The following is a 14,727-nucleotide window of genomic DNA, read 5'->3' on the forward strand; positions in this document are numbered from 1 at the left end:
ACGGTGTCGGCACTCCACACGGACGGGTGAGCACTCTATGAATCGCTGGCAGAACTGGGCGGGTACCGCGAGCGCGGACCCCCAGCGCGTCCACACTCCGCGCAGCGCCGCCGAGATCGCCGAGGTCGTCACCGGTGTGGCCGCCCACGGCCGTCGCGTCCGCGCCTGGGGCAGCGGACACTCGTTCACGCCGATCGCGGTCGCCGACTCGGACGCCATCGACCTCCGCGGGTGGACCGGCATCGCCGCCGCCGACGCCGGCACCCATCGCGTCACCGTGCGGTCCGGCACCACGATCCGCCGGCTCAACGCCGAACTGGACGCGCTCGGCCTGGCGCTGAGCAACCTCGGCGACATCGACGCGCAGACCATCGCGGGAGCGGTGTCGACCGGCACCCACGGCACCGGCGCGCGCCTGGGCGGGCTGGCCACGCAGATCGTCGAGCTGGAACTGGTGCTGGCCGACGGATCGGTGGTCACCTGCTCCGCCGACCGCGAACCCGACCTGTTCGCCGCCGCCCGGATCGGGCTGGGCGCCCTCGGGGTGATCACACACGTGACCCTCCAGTGCGAGCCGGCGTTCGCGCTCGCCGCGCAGGAACGCCCGGAGCCGCTGGAGCAGGTGCTCGAGGGCTTCGACACCTTCGCCGCGGAGAACGACCACTTCGAGTTCTACTGGTTCCCATACGGGAAGAACGCACTGGTCAAGCGCAACAACCGGCTGCCGCCGGGCGAGGCGAAGCGGCCGTTGAGCCGGGCCCGGCAGTTCTTCGACTACGACATCATGGAGAACGTCGCGTTCGGCGCGTTGTGCCGGATCGGGCGCGCGATGCCGCGGCTGGTGCAGCCGCTCGGCCGGCTCGCGTCGTCGGTGCTGTCCGCGCGCGAATACTCCGACACCTCGCACCGCGTGTTCGTGACGCACCGCGGGGTGCGGTTCGTGGAGTCGGAGTACGCGGTGCCGCGGGAATCCGTGCACGAGGTGCTGCGCGAGTTGCGGGCTCTGGTGCCGCGGCTGGAGAACCCGGTGGCGTTCCCGGTCGAGGTGCGGGTCGCCGCCGCGGACGACATCTGGCTGTCCACCGCCCACGGCAGGGACTCCGCCTACATCGCGATCCACCAGTTCACCGGGATGCCCTACCGCGAGTACTTCGCCGGCTTCGAGTCGATCGTCGCGGCGGTCGGGGGCCGTCCGCACTGGGGCAAGATGCACACCCTGGACGCTTCCGCGTTGCGCGAGCGGTACCCGCACTTCGACGACTTCGTGAAGGTGGCGCACCGCTGCGACCCGGCCGGCGTGTTCCGCAACTCCTATGTGGACCGCGTGCTGGGACCGCTTCAGTCGTGCCAGTAGCGGCGGATCCACAGTGGATCCTGCGGCGGTCGCGGTCCGAACTCCGCGAGCAGATCCCGCGTCAGTACCTCGATGACCTCGTACAGGTCGAGGGCTGCGAGCAGGCCGCGCGGCACCGTCTCGATACCCCACCGAGCACCGGCGAGCGCGCCGGCCAGCATGCCGGTCGCGGCGGTGTTCCCGTCGTGATTCGTCGCGACGGACAAGGTTTCCCGCACGTAGTCGGTGACGACGACCGCGTACACCGCCGCGCCGAGCGCCTGCGCGCCGGTGTTGATCCCGCCGAAGGTTTCGGTCAGCTGCTGAGGTGACGCCGGTGCCTCGACGGTGCGGGCGAGCTCGACCGCGGCGTCGATGGCTTGGATCACCGGGGCAGCTTCGGGCTGGTTCATCCGGCGAGCCGCGGCGATGGCCGCCGGCAGCGGCTGTCCCCGCAGGAGCTGTTGCAGCAGAACGACGAATGCCCCTGTGGCCAGGTGATCGTCCGGCCGGGGATGGGTGAGACGAGCGCTGTCGACGCCGACCTTGAAGCCGAGCGCAGGATCGTCCGACCACAGTGCAAGAGGCACGCTGCGTGCGACGCAACCGGGTCCGAGGCAGCGCACGATGTCCTGCTCCTCGCGCGCGTGCCGGATCAGCACCGTGGCGAGGGTGTCGTCGGCGGACCGCCGGTCGAACATGTCCCGGTGCCGCACGAGCCAGCCGGTGTTGCGGTACTCGTGCGGCAGGGGACCGAACAGGTCGTCGGGCGGGAAGCCCTGGGTGACCGCCCAGCGCCGGTATCCCAGGGTCACGTGCATCGCCGGGTTCGTCGTGAGCGGCGGGCCGGGAGTGGCCCGGTCCGCGGCATGCGGACCGATCATTGACTCGGCGGTGAACAACATGAGCTGCGTGTTCGCGGAGACCATCGCGACGCCGTTGGGAAACACCGGCTCGGTGAACCACCGCGCGCTGTGCTGTCGCAGCGCTTCGGCGCCCACCGCGCTGACCCGGTGATCCATCGCATCCCCGAGTGCAGACGCGAAAACGGCGCCGAGGAAACGGCTCTCGATGCCCGGCTGCCCGCGGAGCCGCTGCCCGGTGCGGTGGTCGGCCAGCATGATCTCCCGCTGGCGCTGCAAGTACTCGGCCTCCGCGTCCGCAGGCGGATCGACCTCGAGGTGGTGCAGGTTGTAGTCGGTTCCCTCCGGCCGCTGCTCCAGGCCGAACGGGGCCCGGTCCACGTGCCGCATCGTCCACTCGTAGTGCCAGTCCGACATCTTCCTTGCCCGGCGTCGGGCCTCGTCGGCGGGCCACCCGGCGATCTCCATGCTCTCCTGCGTCATCCCAGGTACTTCCTGCCGTGCCATTCGACCGGATTCCTCATGCCGGCGCCGGGCTCCATCAACACGATCTTGCCCATCCAGAAGACGTTCCTGCTCTGCGCGCCGTCGAGGTGGGGCGGTCGAAAGAGGTCCGCGATCTCGCGCGGGCGGGGGTAGCCGGGGTGGTTCGTGTCCTCGGCTTCGCCGAGCGTCCGCAGGATTTCCTGGGCCTGCCGGAGCTCGCTCTGGTGCCACCGGATCTGCCGCTCCAACTCACCGGCCCGTCGCTGGCCGGCGAAGTCCTGGCTCTCCGTCAGCCGCTGGTGCTCCGCCTGCATCTGCGCGAGCACGGCCTCGGCCTCGGCGATGCCCGCGCGCAGGCGGGGCATGATCGTCTGCTGGACGTCCCGGTGGTGTGAGAACTCGTAGTCCGCGCGGGCCCAGGTGTAGCTGCCGACGTCGCTGTTCGCCTTGAGGTGGATGAACTCCACGTTGTTGCGGCGGTAGTAGCCCTCCATGTCCCGGTTGAACATCGCGGCGAGCCCCTGCCCCTGTACGGCCCGCCGCAGGTTCAGCGAGGAGTGCTCGACTACGAATCGGTCCTCGCCGTACCGGCTGAAGGTCCGGCGGAACCCGCCCACCTCCCTGCCGTGCACGTCGAAGATGGCGCCCTGCACGGTGAGGTGGGCGGCACCTCCGGTGACACCGGTGACCTCGATGCGGTAATCGCCGTACTGCCGGTCGTAGACCGCGCCGAAGGCGTCGCGCGCGGCGTCCTCGTTCAAGGAGACGCCCTCGTCCGGGAACAGGTCCTCGAGCCGCGGCATGGTGTCGTAGTCGGGCGGGGTATCCGGTTCCCGCGCCTCGCCGTGCTCGCCGGGAACCGGTGTGTCCGGCTCCGGACCGGGCGTCGCGGAGTTGTCCGGGAAGTAGTGCCGCGGACCGTCCGGCGGATCCGCCGGACGGTGGCTGGCCGGATCCGGCCGGCTGCGCAGGTCCCCGGGCTGGGCGGTCCGGGGCGCGTCCGGGTGGTGCGGCGGCTCCGGATCGCGCGGCGGGATGGCCGGTGGCGGCTGGAACCAGGACGGCGGTACCGAGGTGGGGTGGTGCGGCGAGGCCGGAGTGTGCGGCGCAGCCGGTGGTGGCGGAGCCGCCCTGTGCGGCGGCGGCGGGGTGTGGACCGGGACGGACGACCCCCACCGCGGAGCCGCGTGCTCCGGCGGTCGGTTCGGCGGCCCGTCCGGGCGGCCCTGGGTCGGTGGATGGTCCGGCCGTGGAGCCGGCGTTCCGTGCGTCCACGCCGGCTGAGCGGGCCGATGGCCGGCGCGCGGTGGCGGGGCGCCGTGATGGGGTGACGGACCGTCGGCCCGAATTTCTGGTGGGCCACTCGTCCGTGGTGCCGCGGTTCCGTGCGGCGGCACCGGCCCCGTGTCCGTGCGCGGCGGGGTGTGCGTGCTTCCGGCCGAGGCGCCGGGGTGATGCGTCGGCGGGGTGTTCGGCCCCGGTACACGCGCCGGATCCGGAGCGCCGCTGTGACTCCGCGGCGCACCGGCATCCGCTGCCGCGCCGGTGGCCCGGCCCGGCGGTCCCTCCGATGTGGACGGTGTACGGCCGTGGCCGCCGGGGGTGTGGGCAGGTGCACCGCCCTCCGCCACGGACGGGGCACGGCCGGGTGTGGGGGAGGCTGAGTTCGCAGCCCCACCGGAGGCGGTACCGCCCATCCGCTCGGCGCCGTCGAAAGGTGCCCTGGGCTGTGCCGGGGACGCCGGGGCGCCGGCGGAACCGCCGGGCTGACTTGGCGGGTTCACCGGCCCACCGCTACCGACCGGCCCGAAGGACTGCGGCGCGGCCGGCGCGGCCGGGCCTTGTACCCAGCCCGGCTCGGACGGCGCGTACGCGGTGCGTGCGGCGAGGTCGTCGATCGTCGACGCCGACTGCCGGGACACGGAGTCGTCGGGCGCGGGCTCGCGCGGCGGCTGGGCCGGTCCGCCGCCGTCACCGAAGGTGCCAGCAGCGCCGAGAGAGCCGGTGCCCGGGCCACCGGAGCCGCCCGGATCGCCACCTCGGGGACTGGCGGGCCCGGGCGCCGTGGGGTGCTGGACACCGGAGCCATCCACGCGCGGGCCGCCGTCCGGTATGTCTTCGCCCAACGTGCGCATGTCGGCGACCCGCGAACGGACATGGCCCTGTACACCGCCGGTCTCCAGGTCCGACGCACCGCCGAACACGCCGCCGGAGGCACCGTAGGCGATGTCCTTTGCGGACAATTTGTCGAGATCACCGGTGACGGCGGCCTGCCCCACCGTGCTCGCCACACCTTCGAGGGCGCCGCGGACACCACCGCGGACGGACGCGTCGAGCAGCTGCCCCGCGGTGCTCGACACGCCGCGGGTGGCGCCCTTCGCGATGCCGAGGCTCGCCGCGCTGACCACCCCGTCGACCGCACCACCGATCGCCGCGTCCTTCGTCTTGCCGTCGTCCCAGTCCTTGCGGTTGCCCGCGGCCATCTGGTAGCCCTGGATGCCGGCATCCAGGGCTAGTGAGATGCCCATGTTGACGGCGATCTGCTTGAGCACCGCCATCGCGACGCCCTTGACGCCCATCGTCATCAGCTTCTGGACCAGCATCCGGAAGATCTGCTGGATCGCGGCGCGAGCACCGGCCTGCGCGACGGGGATGGCGGCTGACGACCCGCCGACGGTGATCGCGGCCATCGCGAGGGCGTACGCGATGAAAGCAGCCGTGATGATCAGCGTCGCGATGATCATCAGCTTGCTGTACTCAACCTCGTTCGCTGCGTTGCCACAGGCGTCGCTGAGCGCCTGGCAAACCTTCTGCAGGGACGGGAAGTGGGCCTTGTCGCCCTCGACGAACTTCCTCGCGTCGTCCATGAAGGCCTTGGCGCCGTCGCCCGTCCACATGACCTTCCCGTCCGGCGGGTTGGGCGTCTGCTCCATCAACGTCACGAAGGCGCGCTGCACATCGGCGGACCCCTGCGCCGCCGCGGCCCAGCCGTCACGCAGCAGACGCAGCAGGTCCTCGTTGCCCTCCGGCCACTCCTGACCGGCCACGATCGAGGCCAGCGGCTTGAGCCAGTCCGGGATCTCGATCGCCACTAGGTCAGCTCCGTGCCCGGCATGGACTTGAGCGTTTTCACCTCGTGCTTGTCGTAGTCATCCATCGCGGTTTCGACGCTCTTCTTCAGGCTGCGGATCCCCTTGGCGAGCTCGGCGAAGAACTTGGTCGTGTCGGGCACACACGGCAGGTAGTCGTTGGCGAACGCCTTTCCCGCCTCGTCGTCACCCCAGCACTCGCCGGCGCTCTCCAGCGCGGCCTCGAGCGCCTTGCCGACATCCTCGAGCCTGTCCGCGGGATCGTCGAACTTGCTCACGACGCCGCGCACGGCGCCGGTGTCCACCGTGTAACCCTCGGACATCGCCAACCACCTCCCGCACAGCACGGTAACGCACCACTACGAGCGGGTCGGCGTTTCCCGGTCTACAAGCGAGCGATGGCCTCGTCGACGGGTGTGCCGCCGGTCACCAGTTCCAGTGTGCGGCGGAAGCTGCGTGTCTCCTCCAGGAGCGCCACCAGCACCGCGGCCACGTCCTCGCGCGGGATTTCGCCGTAGTCCACCGTGTCCGCCAGGTGGACCTCGCCGGTCGCGGGTTCGTCGGTGAGACGGCCGGGGCGGAGGATGGTCCAATCCAGATCACGCGAGCGCAGGTCGTCCTCGGCCGCCTTCTTCGCGCGCAGGTACGCCGCGAACACCTCGTCGGTTCCGGGGCGGGCGGGGCGGTCCACGCCCATCGAGCCGATCTGGATGTGACGGCGGACACCAGCACGCTCGGCGGCTTCGGCGAACAACCTTGCGGCGCCGTGGTCGACGGTCTCCTTGCGGGCAGCCCCGCTGCCCGCACCGGCACCCGCGGCGAACACCGCCGCGTCGGCGCCGGTCAGCACCTCGGTGACCTCGTCGACGGCCGCGGACTCCAGGTCGAGCACGACCGGTTCGGCACTGAGGTCACGCAGCGCGGGCGCCTGCTCGACGTTGCGGATGATGCCGACCGCCTGGTCGCCCGAACTGGCCAGCAGCCGCTCGAAGTGACGGGCGATCTTGCCGTGTCCCCCGGCGATGACGACGCGCATGGAACCGACTCTAGGCGGCGCTCAGGCCACCGGCAGGTCGTAGGAAGCCAGCAGCTGCTCGTAGACCATTTCGTTGATCCAGCGGGACACGCCGTCCTCGGGCAGGAGGATGCGCTCGCGGCGCACGTCGAGGTCGAGGTCGACCCGCGCGTCCTCGTCGGCGGAGACCACGGCCACCCCGTAGGAGCGGGCGCGCGGCAGGCAGTTGTCCAGGTAGTCGCGGCTGAGCACGGCCGAGGCCGGCAGCACCATGGCCGCGTCGCCGTAGCGGCTGAACGGCACGGCGGCGGCCATCCCGGTGCGCCAGTGCCGGGTCACGGCGAGGACGCCGACGATCTCCGCGGCCGGGGCCGGGGCGGTCGGGGCGAACTCGGGCCAGGTCCAGGTGGCGACGGTCGCGCGGTCGGTCACCGGGCCGACACCCATCGCGATCCGCTCGGCGTGGGTGTCCGTGCGCAGCCGGGCGACGACGCACACGCGGCGGCCGAGCATCGTCACCTCGGGCAGGACGACGCCGTGCCAGCCCAGCTGGGCGGCGGCGTCGCGGGCCAGCACGCTGACACTGGCCGGGAGTTCGACGGGCGGAACCACGCGGGTGGGGAACGACCGCCCCCCGGCCACCACCGAGTTTCCGGTGTGCCCTGGTGTAACCGCCACGATCCGCCTCCTCTTACCGCTGATTCCCCTGCCGGTGCCCCCGGGAAAGAGGCACAGGAAAGAGGTACCAGGGGCGGCGCGGTTGATCTGTGGTCAACGAGAGCGCCTGCGATCGGCGGCGCTCAGCGGTCGGTGACCGGTCGATGAGCGGTAACCGGACTTCAGCCCGACCCTGCTTCCGAATGGGTGACGAGTCGCTGAGCGACATCGCGCGACGGTATTCCGTACCGCCAAACGGCGCAATCAGTTTCACGTTCCACTATGGACAACGTGCCGGTCACGACAGGAGTTCCCGGCCCAGCGGGGTCATCAGATCGGCCACATCGGAGTAGGCGACGACAACCTCTTGGTACCCGCACGCCATCGGGTAGCCGCGCGCTTCGGTGCTGACGCCGAACACGACGGCGTCCTCCCGGAACCCCAGCTGCAACGCCGGGGTGCCGAGGACGCCCCACGGGCGCAGGTCGCGGGGAGCCAGCGGCACGCGCTCGCCGAGCGGCGGGCTGCCGTCGCAGTAGCCGCCCGGCGTCATCCGCAGGATCCGCGACTCCAGCGCGCTCATCGCGGCCTGGCTGTCGGCGATGCCGGCGAACACGTCGCCGGGCGTGATCGGCTCGCCGGTCCGCAGGTCGACGTCGAGCCACAGCGTGGTGTACCCGCCGTGGTTGCCGAACTGGCTCGACGCGGCCATCAGGTCGTAGCGCACCGACAGCACCCGGTCGGTCCGGCGGTGGAACTCGGCCCTGCCCGTGATGGCGGGATCCTCGGTGGGGTCGGCCAGGCCGGCGCGGACGTAGCCGGTGAAGTCATCGAGCGGTTTGACCAGCTGCGCGTTGATCCGGTCCTGTAGCGCCTGGTCGCGCATGCCGCTGACGTGCACGTACTGTGCGTCCACGTGGAAGGCCGGTCCGGTGGCCGCTTCCCGGCGGGTCTCCAGGCTCACCTGCATCGCGGTCTGCTGCTCGACCGCGGGCGCCGCGACGACCGGCGGCGGGGTGTCGGTGTGGCCGAGCACCGCGACCGTGCCGGCCACGGCACCGGCACCGACCGCGACGGCGACGAGCGCGGCCCCGATCTTCGCGCCGAGGCCCATCCCGGTGCCGGCCGCCGCCAGCCCGCTCGCCGCACCCGGCGCGGCCGCGGTGCCGGCGCCGAGCAGCGCGAGCGGTGACAACGCGAGCAGCGCGCCGGCCCGCTGCGCCAGCCGGCCCAGGCCGCGTTGTTCCCAGTCCGGCCCGTACCCGGCGACGGCGGCGGCCTCCAGCTCGGCGACGAACTCGGCCGCCGTGGACGGCCGCTGTCCGGAGTCCTTCGCCATCCCGCGGGTGATCAGGCCGCGCACCGGGGCCGGCGCGGCGTGCGCCGGCACCGGCGCGTGCTCGTGCAGGTCCTGCAGCTCACCGGTGGTCGTGCCCACGTAGGGCTGCCTGCCGGTGATGGCCTGGAAGAACACGCAGGTCGCCGCGTAGACGTCGGTGGCCGGGCTCGCCGGCGCGCCCCGCCACTGCTCGGGCGCCATGTAGGGCGGCGTGCCCACCGGCAGACCGGCCCGCCCGGCGAGCGTGGCGACGCCGAAGTCCACCAGCTTGCTCTCCCGGCCCGGCCCGACCAACACGTTCGCCGGCTTGTAGTCGCGGTGCACGACGCCGGCCCGGTGCGCGTCGGCGAGCCCGAGCAGTGAGCCCTTCAGCACCGCCAGCGCCGATTCGGGTGCCAGCACGCCGTCGCGGCCGAGCACCTCGCGCAGCGAAACCCCGTGGATGGCCTCCATCACAATGGCCGCGCCGTGCGGGCCCTCGTGGAACTCGTGGAGCCGGGCGATGTGCGGGCTGCGCACCCGGCTCAGCATCTCGGCCTCGCGCCGGAAGGCCGCCAGCCGCTCCGGGTCGCCGAGGTGCTGCCCGAACAGGTACTTGATCGCGGCGAACGCACCCGACGCCTCGTGCCGCGCCAGCACGACCTCGCCGAAGCCGCCGGCACCCAGCCGGTGGAGTTCGGTGTAACCCGGCACCACCCAGTCACGCGTCAGCACATCACTCCGAGGTGAGTTTCACCGCAGCGGTTCCCCCGGGTTCGTGGTTAGGGTTACTGGCTGGTTACACCGCCCGTGCCAAGGGAGGACCGATGCGCTCGCCGAAGGACTTCTTCGCGCCCCTTGCGGTGGGGGCGCCGGATCCCGTCCGCGAGATCCCCGCGCTGCCGTCGCGGATGATCCACTTCTTCGACCCGGGCAACGAGAAAATGGCCGCGAAGGTCCCCGAGCTGGCGAAGAAGGTCGACGTGCTGCTCGGCAACCTCGAGGACGCGGTGCGCGCCGACCGCAAGGAGGCCGCGCGCCGGGGCCTGGTGGAGATCGCGAAGGCGCACGACTTCGGGTCGACGCAGCTGTGGACCCGCATCAACAGCCTGGATTCACCGTGGGTGCTGGACGACCTGATCACCCTGGTCGGCGAGATCGGCGACAAGCTCGACGTGATCATGGTGCCGAAGGTCGAAGGCGCGCAGGACATCCACTACGTCGACCGGTTCCTGGCCCAGCTGGAGGCCCGCGCGGGACTCGGGAAACCGCTGCTGGTCCACGCGATCCTGGAAACCGCGAGCGGGGTGGCGAACGTCGAGGAGATCGCCGGGGCGAGCCCGCGCATGCAGGGCATCTCGCTCGGCCCGGCGGATCTCGCGGCGAGCCGGCGGATGAAGACCACCCGCGTCGGCGGCGGCCACCCCGGCTACCTGGTGCGGACCGACCCGGCCGGCGACGACCTGCACGCGGGGCGCGCCACCTACCAGCAGGACCTGTGGCACTACACGGTGGCGCGGATGGTCGACGCGTGCGCCATGCACGGGATCCTCCCCTACTACGGGCCGTTCGGCGACATCCGCGACGTGGTCGCGTGCGAGGACCAGTTCCGCAACGCGTTCCTGCTCGGCTGTGTCGGCGCCTGGTCGCTGCACCCCGCGCAGATCGACATCGCGAAGCGCGTGTTCTCGCCGGAACCCGCCGACGTGGCGTGGGCGCGGAAGGTGATCGCCGCGATGGGCGACGGCACCGGCGCGGTCATGATCGACGGGAAGATGCAGGACGACGCCTCGGTCAAGCAGTGCCGGGTGGTCGCCGAACTGGCCGACAAGCTGGCCGCACGCGACCCCGAGCTGAAGCAGGCGTACGACGAGGCGACGAAGGAAGCGCTGGCATGAGTGACGTGAAGCCGCGGCGGTCCGTGTTGTACATGCCGGGCGCGAACGAACGGGCGCTGGAGAAGGCGAAAACGCTGCCGGCGGACGCGCTGATCCTGGACCTGGAGGACGCGGTCGCCCCCGACGCGAAGGACGCGGCGCGGGAACGCGTGTGCGCGGCGGCCGCGTCCGGTTCCTACGGCAGCCGCGAGGTGACCATCCGGGTCAACGGCCTGGACACCGAGTGGCACGACGCGGACCTGCGGGCGGCGGCGCAAGCCGGTCCGGCGGCGGTGGTCGTGCCGAAGATCAACTCCGCGGCGGAGGTGCACAACATCGAGCGCGCCCTGGAGCTGTCCGGAGCGCCCGACCACACCAAGATCTGGGCGATGGTCGAGACGCCCGTCGCGATGCTGCACGCGGAGGAGATCGCGTCCGCCAGCGAGCGGCTGACCGTGCTGGTGATGGGCACGAACGACCTGGCCAAGGAGCTGCACGCGGAGTTCGTCCCCGGCCGGGCGCCGTTGCTGGGCGGGTTGTCGCTGTGCCTGCTGGCCGCGCGGGCCACGGGCAAGGTCATCCTGGACGGTGTCTACAACGACGTTCAGGACCTGGACGGCTTCGAAGCGGAGTGCCGGCAGGGACGCCAGTTCGGCTTCGACGGCAAGACCCTGATCCACCCGGGCCAGATCGAACCGTGCAACCGGGTGTTCGCGCCGTCGGAGGAGGAGGTCGCCAGGGCGCGGAAGATCATCACCGCGTTCGCCGAGGCGAAGGCCGCGGGCCGCGGTGTGGTGACCGTCGACGGTCGCCTGATCGAAAACCTGCACGTGGACAACGCGCAGCGGATCCTCGCACTGGCGGACGCCATCGCCGCGAAGGCGTAGGCGCGCCCACCGGCACCCGGGCGCTGGAACGAGGTCAGAAGCGAGTCCTCGCCGGACGCGGTGAGCGGGTTCGCTCAGAACGGCTCGTCGTGCAGCCAGTCCAGCGCCTTGCGCGCCGCATTGGACACCGCGCGGTCGGGATGCGCCACCACGACCGACTCCAGCACCTCCCGGGCGCTGGGGTGCCCGCAGATCGTCGCGCCCGCCAGGAACAGCAGCTGGTCCGGCCGCGGCTGGGCGGCGAAGTCGGCCAGTGCCTTCTCCCGGCCCTCGGTGCGGATGTCCGCCGCGAGAAGGTCCACTTTGCTGTACGTCCGCTCGTAGCCGGCAACCTCGCTGCGATCGATCAGCCCCGCGTCGAACAGCCAGGCGAGCGCGGCCGGGCCGGCCGCGGAATGGTCCCGCAGCGCGGCGATCGCGGCCACGCCCTCGCCGCCGAGCCGGGCCAGCAGGCGGAACGTGAGCATCCGGTGTTCGAAGTCGTCGGTGCGGCGGGCCAGCGCGGACAGTTCGACGATCGCGCGTTCCGGGTCGCGTGCGCGCAGCCACGTCGCCGCGCCCTCGTCGAGCACCTGCGGGTCCATCGGCGCCAGGCGCGCGAACAGGACCTCCGCCGTTTCCTCCGCCAAGTCGGTGACGGTCAGCACCGGCTCGCCGTCGGCGACGCGCAGCTCGTACGCCGCCTGCACGCCGAGCGGCAGCAGCCGCACCACCTGCCGTTCCTCCTCGGGCACCTCGTCGAGGTAGTCCACGCCCGCGAAGTCGAGCAGGTCGTCGTAGTGCTCTTCACCCGCCGGGAAGATCTCCACCAGCCCGTACTCGACGAGCCGGTGCACGACGCGCAGGATCGTGGCGCCGTCCCCGCCCAGCATCTCGACCAGCATCGGGATCGTCGCCGGCTCGGTGGCCAGTTCGGTGATCATCTCTGCCGCGAGCGGGTTGCCCAGGACCGAGGTCACCGCCGCCCGCCACAGCTCGACCGGGTCACCCAGCCGTCGCGCCGCCTTCTTCACCCGCACCAGCCGTCCGCGGTACAAGCGCACGATCCCGGCGCGCTTGGCCATCGTGACGAACTCGGCCGGCGCGCTGATCTCGGCCAGGTCGCGCCCCTCCCCGACCCACTCGGCGAACCGGCGCAGCTGCGGCACCACGGCCGTCACCTCGGCTTCCGCGGCGAGCCGTTCGGGTGCGGCGAGCGGGAACACCGGCGACGCCGCGGCCGTCTCGGCGTCCGGGTCGCCCTGGTAGTGGCGGTAGGCCAGGTCGTGCAGCAGCGCCTGGTCGACCTCGACCTCTCCGCGGCGGACCCGGTCGATGAACGCCTGCGCGGCGACCTCGTTCATCGGGTCGATGCCGTGCTCGGCCATCGCGACGGCCCAGAACTTGGCCAGCCCGAAGTTGGCCGGTTCGTTCATCGCCGCGTCGAACCGGTCCGCGATCGCCGTCAGGTAGGTCCGCAGCACCAGCGGCTGCTCACTGCGCTCGTCCAGCAGGTCGGCGTCCTCGAAGAAGTCCATCAGCGCCTCCACCGTGGACAGCACGGCCGAGGAGTGCGGATCGAGCAGCACGACCTTGCGCGGGAACCACACCAGCAACGCGTTGCGGAGGATGTCGCGCGTCCAGCGGCCGAGCAGTCCGTCCCGTTCGAAGCGGAAGTCCAGCATGGCCCCGGCCACGACCGGGTCGACCACCCGTTGCCGCATCTGCGACCACGCGTCCAGTTCGACGAGCAACCGCTGCCGGGCGTCGATGAACTCTTCCTCGTCCGCTCCGGTGTACACCATCCGCATGCCCCGATGGTCCCGCAGATGGCGCCTAATCACACCCCCGGAAACCGCTGTGGGTCACGAATCCGTTCGAACACCGCCGCCAGCTGGAGCACCCCGAGGTCGTCGAACCTGCGTCCGGCGATCTGCAGCCCGACCGGCTGGCCGGCACCCGTATAACCGCAGTTCAGCGATACCGCCGGCTGTCCGGACATGTTGTACGGCACGGTGAACGCGATGTGCTCGAACGGGCGCGCCGGGTCGTTGGTCGGGCTCGCCCACCCGGCCGGTGGCGCCGACACCGGGCAGGTCGGGGACAGCACGAAGTCGAAGCCTTCGACGGCCCGCAGCGCGGCGACGCTGATCGCGTCCATCTGCGCGAACCCGCGGTAGGCCGCGACCCCGGAGACTTCGGCGCCGCCCTGCGCCCAGGCCGCGATGTAGGGCAGCACGAGCGCCTGCCGCTCCGGCGGCAGGCCGCTGATGTCGCACCACGCCCGCACCCGCCAGAAGTCGTCGAGCCCGTCCAGCATCTCCCTGGTCAGGAACGGTTCGACCGGTTCGACGACCGCGCCGGCCGCCTCCAACCGGCGGGCCGCGTCGAGCACCGCCGCGCGCACCTCGTCCTCGACCGGCAGGCCGACCCCGGCGTCCAGCTGCAACCCCAGCCGCAGGCCGGTGACGTCCAGATCGAGCTGGGTCCAGGCGATTTCCGCCGGAGGCAGGCTCAGGTGGTCGCGGTTGTCCGGAGCGGACAGCACGCCCATCAGCAGCGCGGTGTCGGCGACCGTGCGGGTGAGCGGGCCGACGACCCGCCCGGGGAACGGCGGGTGGACCGGGACGCGCCCGAAGCTCGGCTTGAGCCCGACCAGCCCGCACCACCCGGCCGGCAACCGGATCGAGCCGCCGATGTCGGTGCCGACGTGCAGCGGCCCGTATCCGGCGGCGGCTGCCGCGGCGGCGCCCGCGCTCGACCCGCCGGGCGTGCGGGAGACGTCCCACGGGTTGCGGCTCGCGGGGTGGAAGCTGGACAACCCGGAGGTCAGCATCCCGTAGTCGGGCATCGTGGTCTTGGCAAGCAGCACCGCGCCGGCCTCCCGGGCGCGCGCGGCGGCGGGCGCGTCGGCCGGTGCCGGGACGAGCTCGGTCGCCGCCGTGCCAAGCGGCACCGGCGTGCCCTTCGTCGCGATGTTCTCCTTCAGCGTGAGCGGCACGCCGTCCAGCGGCCCCGCTTCCCCCGCGGCCCACCGCTGCTCCGACGCCTTGGCCGCCTCCCGCGCCCGCCCCGGGTCGTAGGCGTAGAGCGCGTGCAGGGTGGGTTCGAGCGCGTCGATGCGGGCGAGCACCGCCTCGGTGACCTCGACGGGGGACAGCGTCCCGGCGCGGTAGGCGGCGAGCAGGTCGGTCGCGGACAGCGCGGTCAACTCCACGGGCTG

Annotated in this window: 11 protein-coding genes; 3 read left to right on the top strand and 8 right to left on the bottom strand. The window is 72.1% G+C overall.

Going from position 1 to position 14,727, the window contains the following annotated elements:
- Window positions 1-37 precede the first annotated feature (37 nt).
- On the top strand, window positions 38-1,354 hold the full coding sequence (locus FHX46_RS00560; protein ID WP_167109703.1) for a D-arabinono-1,4-lactone oxidase: 1,317 nt from the start codon (window positions 38-40) through the stop codon (window positions 1,352-1,354).
- Here FHX46_RS00560 and FHX46_RS00565 read toward each other — a convergent pair.
- The 6 genes from FHX46_RS00565 to FHX46_RS00590 form a co-directional block, all read right to left on the bottom strand.
- Window positions 1,339-2,679 carry an ADP-ribosylglycohydrolase family protein gene (locus FHX46_RS00565; RefSeq protein WP_167109704.1) on the bottom strand — a complete coding sequence of 447 codons (1,341 nt, stop codon included), beginning with the start codon at window positions 2,677-2,679 and terminating at the stop codon, window positions 1,339-1,341. The two genes, FHX46_RS00560 and FHX46_RS00565, sit on opposite strands and share 16 nt — an antisense overlap.
- Window positions 2,676-5,774 (bottom strand): WXG100-like domain-containing protein, encoded by a 3,099-nt coding sequence (locus tag FHX46_RS00570; RefSeq protein ID WP_167109705.1) that lies wholly within the window; start codon window positions 5,772-5,774, stop codon window positions 2,676-2,678. Before FHX46_RS00570 ends, FHX46_RS00565 begins: the two co-directional genes overlap by 4 nt.
- Window positions 5,774-6,094 (bottom strand): WXG100 family type VII secretion target, encoded by a 321-nt coding sequence (locus tag FHX46_RS00575; protein ID WP_167109706.1) that lies wholly within the window; start codon window positions 6,092-6,094, stop codon window positions 5,774-5,776. Before FHX46_RS00575 ends, FHX46_RS00570 begins: the two co-directional genes overlap by 1 nt.
- Window positions 6,095-6,156: 62 nt before the next feature.
- Window positions 6,157-6,807 carry an SDR family oxidoreductase gene (locus tag FHX46_RS00580; RefSeq protein WP_167109707.1) on the bottom strand — a complete coding sequence of 217 codons (651 nt, stop codon included), beginning with the start codon at window positions 6,805-6,807 and terminating at the stop codon, window positions 6,157-6,159.
- Window positions 6,808-6,828: 21 nt separating this feature from the next.
- Window positions 6,829-7,464 carry a hypothetical protein gene (locus tag FHX46_RS00585; protein ID WP_167109708.1) on the bottom strand — a complete coding sequence of 212 codons (636 nt, stop codon included), beginning with the start codon at window positions 7,462-7,464 and terminating at the stop codon, window positions 6,829-6,831.
- Between the two features lie 277 nt (window positions 7,465-7,741).
- Window positions 7,742-9,496: a serine/threonine-protein kinase gene (locus FHX46_RS00590; RefSeq protein WP_208399945.1), complete on the bottom strand. Its 1,755-nt coding sequence runs from the start codon at window positions 9,494-9,496 to the stop codon at window positions 7,742-7,744.
- Between the two features lie 92 nt (window positions 9,497-9,588).
- On the opposite strand from FHX46_RS00590, the gene FHX46_RS00595 reads away from it, so the two are divergent.
- Window positions 9,589-10,659 (top strand): HpcH/HpaI aldolase/citrate lyase family protein, encoded by a 1,071-nt coding sequence (locus FHX46_RS00595; RefSeq protein WP_167109709.1) that lies wholly within the window; start codon window positions 9,589-9,591, stop codon window positions 10,657-10,659.
- Window positions 10,656-11,525: an HpcH/HpaI aldolase/citrate lyase family protein gene (locus FHX46_RS00600; RefSeq protein ID WP_167109710.1), complete on the top strand. Its 870-nt coding sequence runs from the start codon at window positions 10,656-10,658 to the stop codon at window positions 11,523-11,525. The genes FHX46_RS00595 and FHX46_RS00600 overlap by 4 nt, the downstream gene beginning before the upstream one ends.
- Window positions 11,526-11,599: 74 nt before the next feature.
- On the opposite strand, the gene FHX46_RS00605 is transcribed toward FHX46_RS00600, so the two are convergent.
- Window positions 11,600-13,315, bottom strand: a complete 1,716-nt coding sequence (locus FHX46_RS00605) for a hypothetical protein (RefSeq protein WP_167109711.1) — start codon at window positions 13,313-13,315, stop codon at window positions 11,600-11,602.
- Between the two features lie 29 nt (window positions 13,316-13,344).
- The gene (locus FHX46_RS00610; protein ID WP_313885978.1) at window positions 13,345-14,721 is read right to left on the bottom strand and encodes an amidase; all 1,377 of its coding nucleotides are present in this window, start codon (window positions 14,719-14,721) and stop codon (window positions 13,345-13,347) included.
- Between the last annotated feature and the right edge of the window lie 6 nt (window positions 14,722-14,727).

It is taken from the genome of Amycolatopsis viridis (assembly GCF_011758765.1).
Classification (GTDB): Bacteria; Actinomycetota; Actinomycetes; order Mycobacteriales; family Pseudonocardiaceae; genus Amycolatopsis_E; species Amycolatopsis_E viridis.